The following is a 17,160-nucleotide window of genomic DNA, read 5'->3' on the forward strand; positions in this document are numbered from 1 at the left end:
AAACCGATGACCTCCACCGCCCTGCCCGACCACATGAATCCGACCCGCTCCTTCCAGGGGCTGATCCTGACGCTGCACAACTACTGGGCGGACAAGGGCTGCGCGGTGCTCCAGCCCTACGACATGGAAGTCGGCGCGGGCACGTTCCACCCGGCGACGACCCTGCGCGCGCTCGGCCCGAAGCCCTGGCGCGCCGCTTATGTGCAGCCCTCGCGCCGCCCCTCGGACGGCCGCTACGGCGAGAACCCGAACCGTCTCCAGCACTATTACCAGTACCAGGTCATCCTGAAGCCCAACCCGTCGAACCTGCAGGAGCTCTATCTCGGCTCGCTCGCCGCCATCGGCCTCGATCCGCTGCTGCATGACGTGCGCTTCGTCGAGGACGACTGGGAAAGCCCGACGCTCGGCGCCTGGGGCCTTGGCTGGGAGTGCTGGTGCGACGGCATGGAGGTCTCGCAGTTCACCTATTTCCAGCAGGTCTGCGGCATCGAATGCGCGCCCGTCGCGGGCGAGCTGACCTATGGCCTGGAACGCCTCGCCATGTATGTGCAGGGCGTCGACAACGTCTACGATCTCAACTTCAACGGCCGTGAAGGCGACGAGAAGATCACCTATGGCGACGTCTTCCTGCAGGCCGAGCAGGAATATTCCCGCCATAACTTCGAATATGCCGACACGGCCATGCTGCACCGGCACTTCATTGACGCGGAGAAGGAGTGCCAGGCGCTTCTCGCGGCCGGCGCACCGGGCGATACCAACGCGCTGCACAAATGCGTGCTGCCCGCCTATGACCAGTGCATCAAGGCGTCCCACGTCTTCAACCTGCTCGACGCGCGCGGCGTGATCTCCGTCACCGAGCGCCAGAGCTACATCCTGCGCGTGCGCACGCTGGCCAAGGCCTGCGGCGAGGCCTTCCTGCTCACGGATGCGGGCGGCGCGAACTGGACCAAGGACGCGGCCTGAACGGGATCGCCCCTCATCCGGTTGCCGCCACCTTCTCCCCGCAAGCGGGGAGAAGGGGATGGAGAAACGGCTTCCTACCCATCCAAGCTTTGGGAAAACCTTGCATCCTCCCCTTCTCCCCGCTTGCGGGGAGAAGGTCCCCGCAGGGGGAGGAGGGGCAATCCTTTCTCTCCTTCTTCAAACCTTCGCCGAAACCGTCACCCCCAGCTCCCACACCGGCTTGAGCGTCGGATAGGCGCCGGTCGGGAGCTGGCCGGCATAGGTCTGGAGGGCCCGGCGCACACCCGAGGGCCGCTCGACCGAAGCGCCCGCCGCATAGGCGAGGAAGAGGGCGGCAAAGCCGAGGACGTTGATGGAGAGGGCGAGGGTTTTCATGGCGGCTGCTTCGGGTTCGGGTGGTCGATGAAGCAACTATCGGGCAAGGCGACCGGCGGCGCGGTTCCCGCGGTTACAGGAAAGCGGCCTCCGGGGCTTTCCAGCGGCGTTTCGGATGCTAATCTCCCGGAAAACGCGAACAGGGAGCTTTGAAGCGCATGATTGGTCTCGCAATCGCGGCGGTGGTCGTCATCTATGCCATCGTCATCTACAACGGCCTCGTGCGGGCGCGGCAGATGAAGGAGGAGGCCTGGTCCGGCATCGACGTGCAGTTGAAGCGCCGCGCCGACCTCATCCCCAACCTCCTCGAAACCGTGAAGGGCTATGCCGCGCACGAGAAGGAGACGCTGGAAAAGGTCGTCGAATTGCGCAACCGGGCGCAGTCCATCCCCGCTGGCGACGTCGCCGGCCGTGCGCAGGCAGAGGGCATGCTGAGCCAGGCGCTCGGCCGCATCTTCGCCCTTGCCGAGGCCTATCCGGACCTCAAGGCCAACCAGAACTTCGCCGAGCTGCAGCAGACGCTGGAGACCATCGAGGGGGAGATCCAGATGTCGCGGCGCTACTACAACGGCGCGGCCCGCGATCTCAACGTGAAGGTCGAGAGCTTCCCGTCGAACCTCCTCGCCAGCCTCTTCAAATTCGCCAAGGCGCCCTATTTCGAGATCGACAACCCGGCCGACCGCGCCGTGCCGACGGTGAAGTTCTGAACCCGGAGCGCCCGATGACACGGATCGCCGCCCTCCTTGCCCTGTGGTTCTGCCTTCTTGCGGGAGGCGTGGCGCGCGCGGAGGAATATTTCGACCGCTACAATTCCGATATCGTCGTGGCGAGGAACGGCACGCTCACCGTCACCGAGACGATGCGCGTCCATGCCGAGGGCAACCGGATCCGCCGCGGCATCTACCGCGACTTTCCGCTGACCTTCACCGATGCGGACGGCCGCGAGAAGGAGGTCGGCTTCAAGATCCTCGGCGTCGAGCGGGACGGGCGCCCCGAGCCCTATCACACGGAGAGCATCCGCCGCGGTATCCGCATCTTCTTCGGCTCGTCCGACACGCAGCTCGCGCCGGGTTTCCACGACTATCGCCTGACCTACGAGACGAGCCGGCAGATCCGCTTCTTCGACACGCATGACGAACTCTTCTGGAACGTCACCGGCACGGAATGGGCCTTTCCCATCCACCGGGCGAGCGCCACGGTGACGCTGCCGGCGGGCGTCAGCGCTGAGGAACTCACCTACTTCACCGGCCCCAATGGCGCGACGGACAGGAACGCCCGCGCCGAGAACCGCGGCAACCGGGCGCTCTTCGAGACGACGCGCGCGCTCGGCCCGCAGGAGGGCCTGACCATCGGCGTGAAGATGCCCGCCGGCAGCATCGACAAGCCGACAGCCGCCGATGAGCGCGCGCTGTTCTTCAAGGACAACCGCAATCTTTTCCTCGCCTTCGGCGGCTTCGTACTCGTCCTCGGCTACTATCTCTGGGCCTGGCTTGCCGTCGGCCGCGATCCGCCGCGCGGCGTGGTCGTGCCGCGCTGGGATGCGCCGGAAGGCATTTCCCCGGGGCTGGTCAACTATATCGACGAGAAGGGTTTCGGCGGCCACGGCTGGACGGCGATCTCGGCGGCCTTCCTCAACCTCGCCGTCAAGGGACTGGTGGAACTCGGCGACCTCAAGAATTCCATCACCGTCACGCGCACGGACAAGCCGGTGCAAGGCCCCCTGCCGACGGGCGAAGCCACGCTGCTGGCCGCCCTGCCGGCGGCGGGCAGCCATTTCTCCATCCAGAAGTCGAACGGCAGAAGCGTCCAGAAGCTCGGCCGGGACTTTCGCGACGCGATGGAGAAGGAACACCGGCAGAAATACTACCATGCCAACTGGCCGCAGGCGATCGGCGGCATCGTCCTGACGCTCGCCTGCCTTGCGGCGCTGCTGATCTTCGGCTCGCTGCCGGAGGAGGGCATCGCGCTCGTCGTCATGCCCGTCTTCGCCTCGATCTTCATCTCGGTCTTCGCGGCCGGGCTCGGGCAGAACCTGCGGCAGGCGAGGACCCTCGGCGCGCGCATCTTCGCCGTCGCGCTCATCGCCTTCGTCGGTTTCATCCTCCTGACCGTCTTCGGCGGCATCGCGCTGGCGACCTTCGTTTCGGTGGAGGCAGCAGGGCAATTGCCGCTCTTTGCCGCCATCGGCGGCATCGTCGTCACCAATCTGGTCTTCTTCTTCCTGATGGGCGCGCCGACGCCGGTGGGGCGCAGGATGATGGACGGTATCGAGGGGCTGCGGCAATACCTGACGCTTGCCGAAAAGGACCGGATGAACATGGCCGGCGCGCCGGAAATGTCGCCGCGTCATTACGAGACTTTGCTGCCCTATGCGGTGGCGCTCGGCGTCGAGAAGCCGTGGTCGCAGACCTTCGACCGTTGGCTGCTGACGGCCGCCGCCGCCGGGGCTGCGGCCGCCTACCAGCCCGCCTGGTATCATGGCGACGGTTTCTCCTCGGGTGCCTTCTCCGACCGGATGGGCGGCTTTGCCGGCTCCATGGCGGGCACGATGCGCTCCTCGCTGCCCGATCCGCCGAAAAGCTCGTCCTCCGGCTTCTCCTCCGGCGGCGGCTCGTCCGGTGGGGGCGGAGGCGGCGGTGGCGGCGGGGGCTGGTAGTCAGAAGTCCTGGTAGTTGAGCGGCGTCACCTCGACGAGGTTGCGGCCGGGCGTGACCGTCGCCGCGCCCGACGCGGCAAGGCCGGCCGTGGCGTCGGCCGAAACGCTGACGGAGAAGGTGGCGGCGGTGCCGGAGGCAAGGGTGATCGCGCCCGTCGTCTGCGCCGCCGCGCCGGTGGCGGCCGCGGCCTCGACGGAGGCCTTCAGCGCGCCGGTCGCCGGAATGGAGGCGGTGAGGATGTCGTCCACCGGCTCGAACGGTTTTTCGGGCAGGAGGCTGCCGAAGGCCCAGACCTGCCGCAGCGCCGCCTTGCCCATCGGCGCGACATTGACGTCGATGTCGCTTTCCGTGCCCTTGACGCGGTAGGGGCAGCGGCGTTTCGTGCAATTGGCCGCGGCGGAGAACTGCCAGAGCGCGTAATTCTCCCAGTTGCCCATCGGGAAGCTGCCGGCGATGGCCGGCTTGTAGCGGGCATACCAGAGCGGAAGGCGCGAGAGGATGCGGTACCTGTCGCGGTTGGCGGCGATGTACCGGGCGGTGGCATGGTTGGTGTAGAGCACCGGATAGCGGCCGGTGCGCGTCTTGACGTGACCGGCGAAGACCTGCGCATCCTCGAGCGACATGTAGTTGTCCGCGTCGATGCTCTCGATGTCGAGCACCATCATCTCGTCGTCCTGCGGATTGGCATAGTCGAGGAAATGGTCGGCCTGCTCGATCGGGTTGCCCGGCCGCGCCAGGTGATAGGCGCCCCAGAGCAAGCCCTTCGAGCGGGCGAGCAGCCGGCGCGTCTCGTAGAGCTCGCGGCTTACCGCGTATTTGCGCCACATGGTCTTGCAATGCGCGACCGTGTCGCCATTGTGATCGCCCTTGCAGCTATAGCTTTCCGGCAATCCGTCCGAAGCCTTGGAGATGAAGCCGGCGATACGCTTGTCGGCGAGCATCTCGGACCAGTCGATCTCGTTCAGCTCGTAGGCGTCGATGACAATGGCATTTTCCTGCTTTTTCCACGGCTCGACATCCGCGGCCTGTGCCGCAAGGGCAAGGGCCGACGGGAGGAGGAGGGCGGCAAGGCCGGAAAGCTGCGGATTCATGGACGCTCCTTGCGAATCTCAGGTCCTTCGCAAGCACCCATGGTGCGGCTATCATGGTTAACGAAGCGCTAAGCGATGCCTGCCGCTTCCGGCGGGCGGAACCATCCGGGCCGTTTTGCGTTTCAGCATCAAAGCCTTGCGCTTTGCGCGCGGCAATCGATCCGGGAGAAATGCCATGAGACTTACAAGCAAATGCCTCGTCGTCGCCATTTCCGCCCTCTTTGCGGCAACGCCTGTCGTGCCGGCTGGGGCCATGCCGCTGCCGGTGGTTAAGGTGCAGCCGGCCGACGACGGCGCTAGTGTGGTCCAGCGCGTCGCAGACCGGCGCTACTGGCGCAAGTGGCGGAATTCGGGCGGCCAAAACTGGAATCGCCATGACCGCAGCGGGTACGGGCCGCGCCATGACCGCAGCGGATACGGCCCGCGCCATAACCGTTACGATCGGGGTCGTTACTATCGCCATGGGCCGCGCTACTATCGCCACGGCCCACGCTACGGCTATTACCGCCACCGCCATCACAGCGATGCCTGGGTTCCCTTCGCCATGATGGGTATGGGCGCCATGATCGGCAGCGCGATGGCGAACGACCGCGGCTACTATCGCGGCGGCAGCTCGCATGTGCGCTGGTGCGCCAACCGCTATCGCTCGTACCGGGCCTATGACAACACGTTCCAGCCCTATCACGGGCCGCGCCGCCAGTGCATCTCGCCCTATCGCTGAGGTTCCGTCTTTAAGGCGTCCGATGGCGCTGCGGCACGCAAACGGGTCGACCGGCTCCTCGCCGGCCGGCCCGTTTCTCTTCGGGAATATGTTGTCGAATATTGACGTTTACGTAAAAATCAATAATCTTCCGGCCAGCAAGCGGCGTCCATGGTTCGGGCGCGATGGAGGAGGATAGAGATGTACAAGGCGCCGGTCGAGGAGATTGCGTTCACGCTGAAGCATGTGGCGGGACTCACCCCGGCACTGGAAGGCGGCCATCTCGGCGACCTCACGGACGATCTCGTCGATGCCATCCTCGCCGAAGCCGGCCGTTTCGCCACCGAGGAAGTGGCGCCGCTCGCCGAGATCGGCGACAGGCAGGGCGCCCGCCTCGCCGACGGCGTGGTGAAGATGCCCGAAGGCTGGCCGGCGCTCTACAAGGCCTGGGCGGAAGGCGGCTGGAATTCGCTGACGGCCTCCCCCGATTTCGGCGGGCAGGGGCTTCCCCACATGCTGCATGTCGCCGCGCTCGAAATGTGGAACGGCGGCTCCATGGCTTTCGCCATCGGCCCGACGCTGACCATCGGCGCCGTCGAGGCGCTGGCGGCCCACGGCTCCGACCATCTCAGGCGCACCTATCTGCCGAAGATGGTCTCGGGCGAGTGGATGGGCTCGATGAACCTCACCGAGCCGCATGCCGGCTCCGATCTCGGCGTCATGAAGACCCGCGCCGAGCGCCGCGCCGACGGCACCTACCGCCTCTTCGGCCAGAAGATCTTCATCACCTATGGCGAGCATGACTTCACCGATAATATCGTGCATCTCGTCCTCGCCCGCCTGCCGGATGCGCCGGCCGGCACGCGCGGCATCTCGCTCTTCCTCGTGCCGAAATTCCTCGTCAACGAGGACGGGTCGCTCGGCGCGCGCAACGACGCCTATTGCCATTCCATCGAGCACAAGCTCGGCATCCACGGCTCGCCGACCTGCACCATGATCTATGGTGACGGACGCTTCGGCGACGAGCCGGGGGCCATCGGCTGGCTCATCGGCGAGGAGAACCGCGGCCTTGCCTGCATGTTCACCATGATGAACAACGCCCGCCTCGCCGTTGGCATGCAGGGCGTGGCGATCGCAGAGGCCGCGACGCAGAAGGCCATCGCCTATGCGAAGGAGCGCACGCAGGGCAAGGCGCCCGGCTGGCAGGGTTCTGGCATGAGCCCGATCATCGAGCATCCGGATGTCGCCCGCATGCTCCTGACCATGAAGGTGCTGACCCAAGGCGCCCGCGCCATCACCTATGCCTGCGCCCATGCCGTCGACATGGCGCATGGTGAGGAGACGCAGCACTGGGCGGAGCGCGCGAGCCTCCTCACTCCCATTGCCAAGAGCTTTGCCACCGATGCCGGCGTCGATGTCGCCTCGCTCGGCGTGCAGGTGCATGGCGGCATGGGCTTCATCGAGGAGACGGGCGCGGCGCGGCTCTACCGCGATGCCCGCATCGCGCCGATCTACGAAGGCACCAACGGCATTCAGGCCATTGATCTCGTCACGCGCAAGCTGCCGCTTTCGGACGGCAGCCACGTGCGCGGCTTCATCGCCGAGCTGCATGCGATCGCGGCAAAGGCGAGCGCTGCGAATGCGCCGCAACTCGGCGAGACGGGCGCGCGCCTCGAGGCCGCCATCGCCGATCTCGAAGCCGCCACGGAATGGCTGCTCGCGACGCTCGCCGAGGGCCGGCAGGCCGAAGCGCTTGCCGGCGCGACGCCCTACCAACGCCTCTTCGGCCTCGTGCTCACCGGCGCCTACCTCGCCAAGGGCGCGCTCGCCGATGGCGGCGATGGCCGCAACGCCGAACGCGCCGCCCTCTGCCGCTTTGCCGCGGAGAATGTCATCGGCGAGACGGCGGCGCTGAGAGACCGGGTGATGTCCGGTGCCGCGAGCCTGGAAGCAGCGCGGGTGGTTCTGGAATAAGACCCCTCCCCAACCCCTCCCCACAAGGGGGAGGGGCTTAATGTGCCGCCCCGGTGGCAATCATTTTGGAACGGTGGGCAAGCCTCTATCTTTCTCCCCCCTTGTGGGGGGGAGATGCCGGCAGGCAGAGGGGGACTTGCAACAGAATAAAGGACCCACGTCGATGACCGACCATATCCTGATCGAGCGCCCGGAAAGCGCCCCCGGGGTGCAGGTGATCCGCCTCAACCGGGCGGAAAAGAAGAATGCCATCACCCGCGCCATGTATCAGGCGATGACCGACGCGCTGAGGGCGGGCGATGCGGACGACGGCGTGCGTGCGACCGTCTTTCTCGGCTCCGAAGGCTGCTTTTCCGCCGGCAACGACCTCAACGACTTCATGGCCTTCGCCATGGGCGGCACGATGGGCCGCGAGGTGATCGATTTTCTCCACGCGCTCGCCGCCCACGGCAAGCCGCTGGTCTCCGGCGTCGATGGCCTTGCCATCGGCATCGGCACGACCATCCATCTGCATTGCGATCTCACCTATGCCTCCATCCGCACGGAATTCAGGACGCCCTTCGTGGACCTCGCCCTCGTGCCGGAAGCCGCCTCCAGCCTCCTTGCCCCGCGCCTGATGGGCCACCAGCGCGCCTTCGCGCTGCTGGCCGCCGGAGAAGGCTTTTCGGCGGCCGCCGCAAAAGATGCCGGCCTCGTTTATGCAGTCGTGGAGCCGGCCGCCGTGGAGCGCGATGCGCTTGCCGCCGCACGGCGCCTTGCGGCCAAGCCGCCCAGAGCCCTCGCCATCGCCCGCAGTCTCATCCGCGGCGACCGGGCGGAGGTCGCAGCGCGGATCGACGAGGAGGCGGACCATTTCGCCGCGCAACTGAAGAGCCCCGAGGCGCGCGCCGCCTTCGAGGCCTTCATGGCGCGGGGCAAAGGATAGGCGTCCCCCATTTGTGGTCCGTCAATTTTAAGAGGACCTTAAACACGTTTTCCTATGGTGCGGCATTCTCCCGGCGATCCAGCCGGCTGCCGCATGATGCGGTCGACCTCGCCTTCGGCATGCCGTTCAGCATCGCGCCGGCGCTTTAGCGCCGACGATCGGAAGGAACACCGCTACCGTGTCCAGACGCTCCAATCTCATGACGCGCATCCTCGTCGTCGCGTCCCTCGTCGTCATCGCCGCCTTCACCGGCTTTTCCCTCTATATCGACAGCCTGCAGCGCTCCGTGCTGACGAAATCCGTCGAGGAGAGCATCGACAGTTCCGGCAAGCAGGCCGCCCAGAGCATCGCCAACTGGCTGAACGGCCGCGTGGCGCTGACCGAAATGGCCGCCAACGCAGCCGCGAAATCCACCGACCCGGCCGGCACCGAAACCGTTCTGGACAACGAGGTCCTGAGCAGCCAGTTCATCTCCACCTATGTCGGCGACGAGGCGGGTGTCTTCACGCAATGGCCGAAGTCGGACATGCCGGAAGGCTACGATCCGCGCCAGCGGCCCTGGTATCAGGATGCCGTCAAGGCGAATGGCGGCGTGCTGACCGAGCCCTATGTCGACGCCTCTACCAGCGATCTCGTCATCACCGCGGCGGTTCCCGTCAAGCGTGACGGCAAGCTCGTCGGCGTCGCCGGCAGCGACTTCTCGCTGAAGTCCCTTGTCGACATGGTCAATTCGGTCGATCTCGGCGGTGCGGGCTTTGCCTTCCTCGTCAGCAAGGACGGCCAGATCCTCGTGCACAAGAACCAGGCGCTCGTCACCAAGACACTCGCAGACGCCTTCCCCGAAGCAACGCCCGCCATCGGCAGCGGCATCGTGCACACCACCTATGACGGCAAGCCGGTGCTCGTCTCCTTCGTGCCGGTCACGGGCCTGCCGTCGGTGGAATGGTATCTCGGCTTCACCATCGACAGCGGCATGGCCTTCTCGGCCATCGACCAGTTCCGCATCGCCGCGACGATCGCCACCGTGCTCGCCGTCATCGTCATGATGGGCTTCCTCGCCACCGTGCTGTCGCGCCTCGTCGTGCGCCCGGTCAAGGACATGACCGTCGCCATGGACAGGCTTGCCGCCGGTGATGTCGGCACTGAAATCCCCGGCGAGGAGCGACGCGACGAGATCGGCCGCATGGCCGCCGCCGTCGCCGTTTTCCGCGACAATGCCATCGAGCGCACGCGTCTCGAAAACGCCGCCGAGGAGGGCCGGGTGCTTTCCGAAAGCGAGCGCCGCGAACGCGAGGCGATGAAGGCCCACGAAGCCGCTGAGATCCAGCACGCCGTCGAGGCGCTGGCCGATGGCCTCGGCCGCCTTGCCGATGGCGACCTTGCCCACCGCATCGAAGAACCCTTCGCCGGCCACCTCGACCGCCTGCGCACGGACTTCAACCACTCGCTGACCAAGCTGCACACGGCGATGACGACCGTCGGCCAGAACGCCCGCGCCATCGATGCCGGCGCGACGGAAATCCGCTCGGCCGCCGACGATCTCGCCCGCCGCACCGAGCAGCAGGCGGCTTCCGTCGAGGAAACCGCCGCCGCGCTGGAGGAGATCACCACCACCGTCAAGGACTCGACCCGCCGTGCCGAGGAAGTCGGCTCGCTTGTCTCGCGCACCCGCACCGGCGCCGAAAAGTCCGGCGAAGTGGTCCGCCGCGCGGTCAACGCCATGCAGGGCATCGAAAAGTCCTCGCATGAGATTTCCAACATCATCGGCGTCATCGACGATATCGCCTTCCAGACCAACCTTCTGGCGCTGAATGCCGGCGTCGAAGCCGCCCGCGCCGGCGAGGCCGGCAAGGGCTTTGCGGTCGTGGCGCAGGAAGTGCGCGAACTTGCGCAGCGCTCGGCCAATGCCGCCAAGGAGATCAAGGCGCTGATCACCACCTCCGGCGATCAGGTGCGCTCCGGCGTGACCCTCGTCGGCGAGACGGGTGCCGCCCTTGAGGCCATCGTGCGCGAGGTGCAGGAGATCAACGGCCATGTGAACGCCATCGTCACCGCCGCCCGCGAGCAGTCGACCGGCCTCCAGGAAATCAACACCGCCGTCAACACGATGGACCAGGGCACGCAGCAGAACGCCGCCATGGTCGAGGAACAGACCGCCGCCAGCCACGGCCTGGCCGCCGAGGCCGCAGCCCTCAACACGCTGCTGGCGCAGTTCAGGTTGGGGGCGGGGGCAGTGGCACATTCTGCCACCCCGTCGCGCCGCGCGGCTTGAACATAGAAGCCCAGGAAAACGAAAGGCCCGGATCGCTCCGGGCCTTTTGCTATACGGCCTTCTCCAGCACCGCCACCGCCTCTACATGCGCCGACCAGAGGAACTGGTCGATGGGTGTGACGAGGCGGATGCGGTAGCCGGCGGCGGTGAGGATGGAAAGGTCGCGGGCGAGGCTCACCGGGTTGCAGGAGACGGCGACGATGGTCTTCACGCCGGAGCGCGCGAGTTCCTTGCACTGGTCCTCCGCGCCGGCGCGCGGCGGGTCGAAGACCACGGCGTCATAGACCTTGAGTTCGGAGGTCATCAGCGGGCGGCGGAAGAGATCGCGCCGCTCCACCGTTACGGGCTTGAGCCCCTGCGTGTTGCGGGCGGCGTGGTCCAGCGCCTTGATCGCCTTCTCGTCGCCCTCCACCGCATGGACCTTGGCCTTGCGCGCGATATGCAGCGCAAACGTGCCGGAGCCGGCGAAGAGGTCGGCGACGCGCTTGGCCTTGCCGAGCGCGTCCAGCACCAGTTCGGCCATGGCCTCTTCCGCCGGTTTCGTCGCCTGCGTAAAACTGCCGGCCGGCGGGAAGACGCGCACGCCGGCAAAGTCGATCTCCGGCTTCACCGGCTCGATGAGGATTTCGCCGTCATTGGAAACGCGGGCGATGCCGCGCAGCGCGAGGATGCATGCGGTGACGGCCTGCCGCTCCCTGTCGCCCACCTTCTTCACGCCCTCGAAGGCGAGGTCGAGGCCGGTCGTGGTTTCCAGTACCGTCAGGCGGAAGGGCTCGCTCGACGTCGCGATGGCCGCGGCCACCCGGCGGATATCCTCCAGCCGGGAGACGATGCCGTCGCTGGCGATGGGACAGTGCTCGATGGAAACGATGTGGTGGCTGCCGGTCTGGTTGAAGCCGAGCAGCATGCCTTTTTCCGTCTTGCGCGCGGTGAAGGCGACGCGGCGGCGTTCGCCCGGCCGGGCGATGACGAGCGGGGCCACGTCGGGCGTCAGGCCCTTGGATTTCAGCGCATTGACGACGAGGCCGCGCTTGAAGTCGTGGTAGAGGGCGTCGCTCGCATGTTGCAGCGTGCAGCCGCCGCAGGTGCCGTTCCTGCCGTCGGGGCCGAAATGCACGCAGGGCGGCTCCACCCGCTCGGGCGAGGCGACCGACATGGACATGATGGTGCCGTGGTTCTTCACCCGCGCGACGGCGACCGTCTCGCCCGGCAGCGTGAAGGGCACGTAGACCGGGCCGCCCGGCGCCTCGGCGATGCCGTCGCCGCCGCTGCCGAGCCGCGTGATGGTGAGGGTTTCCGTCGTCATGGCTTTCGCCCTCCAAGAAGAAATTCGTGATTGCCGTCGCCACCGGTGATGGGCGACGGCACGAGGCCGAGGCTTTGCCAGCCCATTTCCTCGACCAGCCAGCGTTCCAGCTCCGCCGCCACGGCGGGGGCGCTGTCCGGGTCCTTCAGAAGCCCCGCCTTGCTGATAGCCTCGCGCCCCGCCTCGAATTGCGGCTTGACCAGAAGAGCGCAGAAGGCACCGGGCTCGGCCAGCGTCAGCGCCGGCGGCAGAGCGAGCTTCAGCGAGATGAAGGAGACATCAGAGACGACCGCGCCGATGGCGCGTCCGCCAAGGTCGGCGCGGCCGAGCGCCCGCGCGTTCAGCCCTTCGAGATTGGTGACGCGCGGATCGACGCGAAGGCGGGGATGCATCTGGTCATGGCCGACATCGACGGCGACGACATGCGCCGCACCGCGCTCCAGCAGGACCTGCGTGAAGCCGCCGGTGGAGGCGCCGATATCGAGACAGTCGAGGCCCTTGGGGTCGAGCCCGAACCGGTCAAGCGCCGCCGTCAGCTTCAGCGCCGCGCGCGACACATAGGCCCGTGCCGGATCGTCGATAGCGAGGGTGGCGGAGGCGGGAAAGCTGGCGCTCGGCTTGGTGACGACGCGGCCGTTCACCGTGACGGTGCCGCGCGTGATCGCATCGCGCGCCCGCGAGCGGCTGGCGACGAGGCCGGCATTCAGCAGGAGCTGGTCGAGGCGGATGGTTTCGCTGGTGTGGGACATGCGCCTCTCATGCCGCTTCGGCGGCAAAGAGGCAAGCCCCGGCAAGCGGATGAGGGTGCCTCAGCCCGCCGCGCCCACATCCGCGACGGCCTTCTGGCCCAGTGCCTGGAAGACGGTGGAGACGATGCCGGCGCGGTCGAGGCCGGCCTTGGCATACATGGCCTCGGGCTTGGCCTGTTCCATCCATTCGTCCGGCAGCACCATGGGACGCACCTTGAGGCCCTGGTCGAGCAGGCCTTCCAATGCGAGGAACTGCAGCACATGGCTGCCGAAACCGCCGACGGCGCCCTCCTCGACGGTGATGAGGACCTCGTGGTTGCGGGCAAGCTGGCGGATGAGGTCGTGGTCGAGCGGCTTGGCAAAGCGCGCGTCGGCAACCGTGGTGGAAAGGCCGGCGGCATCAAGGTCTTCGGCGGCCAGCAGACAGTCGGCAAGGCGGGTGCCGAAGGAGAGAAGGGCGACCTTCGTGCCTTCCTTGACCACGCGGCCCTTGCCGATCTCCAGGATTTCGCCGCGGGCCGGCAGGTCCACGCCGACGCCTTCGCCGCGCGGGTAGCGGAAGGAGATCGGGCCGGCATCATAGGCGGCGGCGGTGCGCACCATGTGCTTCAGTTCCGCCTCGTCGGCGGCGGCCATCACCACGAAGCCGGGCAGTGTTGCAAGATAGGTCGTGTCGAAGGAGCCGGCATGGGTCGGCCCGTCGGCGCCGACGAAGCCCGCGCGGTCGATGGGGAAGCGCACCGGCAGGCCCTGGATGGCGACGTCGTGCACCACCTGGTCGTAGCCGCGCTGCAGGAAGGTGGAATAGAGCGCGCAGAACGGCTTGTAGCCCTCGGCGGCAAGGCCGGCGGCGAAGGTCACGGCATGCTGCTCGGCAATGCCGACGTCGAAGGTGCGGGAGGGATAAGCGTTCGCGAGCTTGTCGAGGCCGGTGCCGTTAGGCATGGCGGCGGTGACGCCGACGATCTTGTCGTCGAAACCCGCCTCCTGCACCAGCGCATCGGCGAAGACGGAGGTATAGGCGGGCGCATTCGGCTTGGCCTTGGCCTGCGCGCCGGTGATGACGTCGAACTTGTTGACGCCGTGATACTTGTCTGCAGCGGCCTCGGCCGGCGGGTAACCCTTGCCCTTCTGGGTGACGACGTGGATCAGCACCGGGCCCTTGGAATTGTCGCGCACATTGCGCAGCACGGGCAGGAGGTGCTCGAAGGAATGGCCGTCGATCGGGCCGATATGGTAGAAACCCATCTCCTCGAAGAGCGTGCCGCCGGTGACATAACCACGCGCATGCTCGACGGCGCGGGTGATGGCACGATCGACCTTCTTGCCGAGATAGGCCGTCAGCTTCTTGCCGAGTTCGCGGAAGCCCATATAGGTGCGGCCGGAGGCGAGGCGCGCGAGATAGGCGCTCATCGCGCCCGTCGGCGGGGCGATGGACATGTCGTTGTCGTTGAGGATGACGATGAGGCGCGCATCGAGCGCGCCGGCATTGTTCAGCGCTTCGTAGGCCATGCCGGCCGACATGGCGCCGTCACCGATCACGGCGATGACGTTGCGGTGTTCGCCCGAAAGGTCGGCGGCGACCGCCATGCCGAGGCCGGCGGAAATCGAGGTCGAGGAATGGGCAGCGCCGAAGGGATCGTATTCGCTCTCGGCCCGGCGGGTGAAGCCGGAAAGGCCGTCTTCCTGGCGCAGCGTGCGAATGCGGTCGCGCCGGCCGGTGAGGATCTTGTGCGGATAGCACTGATGGCCGACATCGAAGATCAGTCGGTCCTTCGGCGTATCGAAGACCTTGTGGATGGCGATGGTCAGCTCCACCACGCCGAGGCCTGCGCCCAGATGCCCGCCGGTGCGCGAGACGGCGTCGACCATTTCCGTGCGCAGCTCCGCCGCCAGTTGCGGCAGGTCACGGTCTTCGACGGCCTTCAGGTCCGCCGGGATGCGGACCTTGTCGAGCAGGGGCGTGGCTGGCGTTTGTGTCACTCTCATGCCTCGTTGTCGGGCCCGAAGATGGCAGCTCCTCGCGGAGGCGCGCCCGGGCGTTCGGTACATGTACCGCGCTAGCCTGTCACATGCAGAATGCGGCGCGCGATTTCAACCGTTTCGGCAAGTCTAGAGCGTATTTCGCCGGATTGATACCTTACAAACCGACGCATGCACCGAGTCTTGTTGGGCAAATGGGGCATTTTGCGGACACCCGGCCTTACCGGACGGGCAAGGGAAAGGTGCCCTCTACTTTTTCTTCTTCGCCCGCGCGGTCTGGTTGAGCGCGACCGCGGCGCGGATCAAAGCCTTGAACGCGTCTTCCTGGATGGTCTCGCCCTCGCGAAAGTCGATGGCGCGGCGCGTGTTGCCTTCGAGACTGGAGTTGAAGAGCCCGGCCGGGTCCTCCAGCGCGGCGCCCTTGGCGAAGGTCAACTTCACCACGGCCTTGTAGGTCTCGCCGGTGCACAGGATGCCGTCATGCTCCCAGACGGGAACGCCTCGCCATTTCCATTCCTCGACGACCTCGGGATCGGTTTCCCTGATCAGGGCGCGCAGGCGCGCCAGCATCTCGCCGCGCCAGTCGGCAAGCTCCGCGATACGTCCGTCGATCAGTTCGGAAGGGGATTGCGCGTCGGTCATGATGCTGCCTTTCGCCGGTTACATGCGTTCGCCGGGAAGGCGGCTTGCCTGCCGGATCCATCCGGCCAGCAGCCCTTCATCCAGCGCCTCGCCTTCGTGGATGTGGAAATAGCGTGTTTCCGCCGTCCTGGATGCGACCGGCGGAACCGGGTCGAGCGACGTGCCGCGGAAGAAGGTCAGCTTTATGTATTTCGCAAAGCAATGGTAGCTGAGGAACCAGCCGTCGCCCTCGATGCCGTAGAGGGGCGAATTCCATTTCACCGCCTTGTGGACATCAGGCACGATTTCTTCGATCAACGCATCCAGTCGCCGGCCGACATCGCTCTTCCAGCCCGGCATCGCGGCGATATAGGCTTGGATCGGCCCGTCGCCGTAACCCTTGGCGATCTGCGGATTGCCGCCCGAAAGCAGGACGGGCTTGTCTGTCTTCTCGCCTGCCATTGCGCCCTCCTAGCCGTGCCGCCACCGCGCGGCATAGGGCAGCGCGAAGAGATAGAGCCCGCTTGCGAGAAGCAGGATGAGCGGGAAGAGGGCGAGAAGGCCGACCCAGAGGGGCGGCTGCCCCTGCGTCATCGCCGCGATGTTGATGAGCACGGCGAGCGTGAAGAGAATCGAAAGCCAGCGGTGAACCTGACGGATTTTCAGGGTCCAGTTCATTGCGCGCCTCCCTGTTCCAGCCCTGCCAGGACCCGTTCGAGATTGGTGAAGTGCTGCTCCCAGCCGTAGCGCGCGCCGCCGAAGGCCTGCTTCTGCTCCGGCCGGAAGCCGGTCTGCTCCATGCGCAGCAGCGTGCCGGAACCCGTCGGCGTCAGCGTGAAGCTCACCACGCTCCTCAGGTCGAAAGCTGGGTCAGCATGCACGTGATTCCAGGTGTAGGTGAGGCTTTTTCCGGGCTCCACCGTCAGCACGTCGCATTCGACGCTGCCCCAGTCTCCGCTGAGCGTGAACTTGTGGCCGACGACCGGCGCAAAATCGTTGCGCATCAGCCATTCGGCGATGAGGTGCGGCTGCGTCAGCGCGCGCCAGAGCTTTTCCGGCGGATGCGCGATCTCGCGCTCGACGACGACAGAGCGTATCTCCGTGTTCATTGGTCCATTCTCCTGAGCAAATTTTCCAGATCGTCGAACCGCGCCTCCCAGAACCGGGCCATCTGGCTGGTCCAGTCGACCAGCGGCGCGAGCGCGCCGAGCTGCGCGCTGTAATGGGTCTGCCGCCCCTCGTGGCGGTCGCGCACGAGGCCGGCTTGCTTGAGAAGGCCGAGATGCTTGGAGACGACCGGCTGTGAAACGCCCGCCTGCGCCGTCAGCGCCCCCACGGTCTTTTCGCCCTCGCGGCACAGCCGCTCGAAAAGCGCCCGCCGCGTGGGGTCGGCCAATGTGCGGAAGAGGATGTCGTGCGGTTCGGTCAAAATCCATACCTCGATGGCTATGGATTTTTATATAGCTCGATAGCTATGGATTGGTCAATGGCAAAACTTCTCCTCCGTCATCCGCGGCCTTGAGCAAGAATTGGGAGCCTCTGCA

The 17,160-nt window shown here is 66.5% G+C and carries 17 protein-coding genes; 7 read left to right on the forward strand and 10 right to left on the reverse strand.

From position 1 onward, the window contains the following. Positions 1-6 precede the first annotated feature (6 nt). Entirely contained in the window at positions 7-963 is a 957-nt protein-coding gene (locus tag ACZ48C_RS24440) for a glycine--tRNA ligase subunit alpha (protein ID WP_119254477.1), read from the forward strand. A gap of 177 nt (positions 964-1,140) precedes the next feature. Here ACZ48C_RS24440 and ACZ48C_RS24445 read toward each other — a convergent pair whose 3' ends face one another. Next, positions 1,141-1,338 carry a hypothetical protein gene (locus ACZ48C_RS24445; RefSeq protein ID WP_464783273.1) on the reverse strand — a complete coding sequence of 66 codons (198 nt, stop codon included), beginning with the start codon at positions 1,336-1,338 and terminating at the stop codon, positions 1,141-1,143. A gap of 158 nt (positions 1,339-1,496) precedes the next feature. On the opposite strand from ACZ48C_RS24445, the gene ACZ48C_RS24450 reads away from it, so the two are divergent. Continuing rightward, the gene (locus ACZ48C_RS24450) at positions 1,497-2,045 is read left to right on the forward strand and encodes a LemA family protein (RefSeq protein WP_119254479.1); all 549 of its coding nucleotides are present in this window, start codon (positions 1,497-1,499) and stop codon (positions 2,043-2,045) included. Between the two features lie 14 nt (positions 2,046-2,059). Then, positions 2,060-3,994 carry a DUF2207 domain-containing protein gene (locus ACZ48C_RS24455; RefSeq protein WP_464783274.1) on the forward strand — a complete coding sequence of 645 codons (1,935 nt, stop codon included), beginning with the start codon at positions 2,060-2,062 and terminating at the stop codon, positions 3,992-3,994. Here ACZ48C_RS24455 and ACZ48C_RS24460 read toward each other — a convergent pair whose 3' ends face one another. Then, a complete protein-coding gene (locus ACZ48C_RS24460; RefSeq protein WP_464783275.1) occupies positions 3,995-5,086 on the reverse strand; it encodes a glycoside hydrolase family 25 protein in 1,092 nt (363 codons plus the stop codon). Between the two features lie 175 nt (positions 5,087-5,261). On the opposite strand from ACZ48C_RS24460, the gene ACZ48C_RS24465 reads away from it, so the two are divergent. The 4 genes from ACZ48C_RS24465 to mcpU all read left to right on the forward strand — a co-directional run bounded on the left by ACZ48C_RS24465 (position 5,262) and on the right by mcpU (position 10,957). Further along, entirely contained in the window at positions 5,262-5,807 is a 546-nt protein-coding gene (locus ACZ48C_RS24465) for a BA14K family protein (RefSeq protein WP_464783276.1), read from the forward strand. Between the two features lie 180 nt (positions 5,808-5,987). Continuing rightward, a complete protein-coding gene (locus ACZ48C_RS24470) occupies positions 5,988-7,760 on the forward strand; it encodes an acyl-CoA dehydrogenase (RefSeq protein ID WP_464783277.1) in 1,773 nt (590 codons plus the stop codon). Between the two features lie 163 nt (positions 7,761-7,923). Further along, positions 7,924-8,685 carry a crotonase/enoyl-CoA hydratase family protein gene (locus tag ACZ48C_RS24475; protein ID WP_464783278.1) on the forward strand — a complete coding sequence of 254 codons (762 nt, stop codon included), beginning with the start codon at positions 7,924-7,926 and terminating at the stop codon, positions 8,683-8,685. Positions 8,686-8,863: 178 nt separating this feature from the next. Beyond that, positions 8,864-10,957: a methyl-accepting chemotaxis protein McpU gene (gene mcpU, locus ACZ48C_RS24480; protein WP_464783279.1), complete on the forward strand. Its 2,094-nt coding sequence runs from the start codon at positions 8,864-8,866 to the stop codon at positions 10,955-10,957. Positions 10,958-11,006: 49 nt separating this feature from the next. Here mcpU and ACZ48C_RS24485 read toward each other — a convergent pair whose 3' ends face one another. The 8 genes from ACZ48C_RS24485 to ACZ48C_RS24520 form a co-directional block, all read right to left on the reverse strand. Then, a complete protein-coding gene (locus tag ACZ48C_RS24485) occupies positions 11,007-12,263 on the reverse strand; it encodes a class I SAM-dependent RNA methyltransferase (RefSeq protein ID WP_464783280.1) in 1,257 nt (418 codons plus the stop codon). Then, positions 12,260-13,012, reverse strand: a complete 753-nt coding sequence (locus ACZ48C_RS24490) for a TlyA family RNA methyltransferase (protein ID WP_464783281.1) — start codon at positions 13,010-13,012, stop codon at positions 12,260-12,262. Before ACZ48C_RS24490 ends, ACZ48C_RS24485 begins: the two co-directional genes overlap by 4 nt. Positions 13,013-13,072: 60 nt before the next feature. Beyond that, on the reverse strand, positions 13,073-14,995 hold the full coding sequence (dxs, locus tag ACZ48C_RS24495) for a 1-deoxy-D-xylulose-5-phosphate synthase (RefSeq protein WP_464783942.1): 1,923 nt from the start codon (positions 14,993-14,995) through the stop codon (positions 13,073-13,075). A gap of 249 nt (positions 14,996-15,244) precedes the next feature. Continuing rightward, entirely contained in the window at positions 15,245-15,637 is a 393-nt protein-coding gene (locus ACZ48C_RS24500; protein ID WP_318913580.1) for a DUF1801 domain-containing protein, read from the reverse strand. An 18-nt stretch (positions 15,638-15,655) separates the two neighbouring features. After that, positions 15,656-16,078: a DUF1801 domain-containing protein gene (locus ACZ48C_RS24505; RefSeq protein ID WP_464783282.1), complete on the reverse strand. Its 423-nt coding sequence runs from the start codon at positions 16,076-16,078 to the stop codon at positions 15,656-15,658. 9 nt (positions 16,079-16,087) lie between these two features. Then, a complete protein-coding gene (locus ACZ48C_RS24510; protein WP_318913584.1) occupies positions 16,088-16,294 on the reverse strand; it encodes a hypothetical protein in 207 nt (68 codons plus the stop codon). Beyond that, positions 16,291-16,725, reverse strand: coding sequence for an SRPBCC family protein (locus ACZ48C_RS24515; protein ID WP_454634246.1), 435 nt, complete (start codon positions 16,723-16,725; stop codon positions 16,291-16,293). Before ACZ48C_RS24515 ends, ACZ48C_RS24510 begins: the two co-directional genes overlap by 4 nt. Then, entirely contained in the window at positions 16,722-17,045 is a 324-nt protein-coding gene (locus ACZ48C_RS24520) for an ArsR/SmtB family transcription factor (RefSeq protein WP_119254492.1), read from the reverse strand. The genes ACZ48C_RS24515 and ACZ48C_RS24520 overlap by 4 nt, the downstream gene beginning before the upstream one ends. Between the last annotated feature and the right edge of the window lie 115 nt (positions 17,046-17,160).

Source organism: Shinella sp. 1A1 (assembly GCF_055379515.1).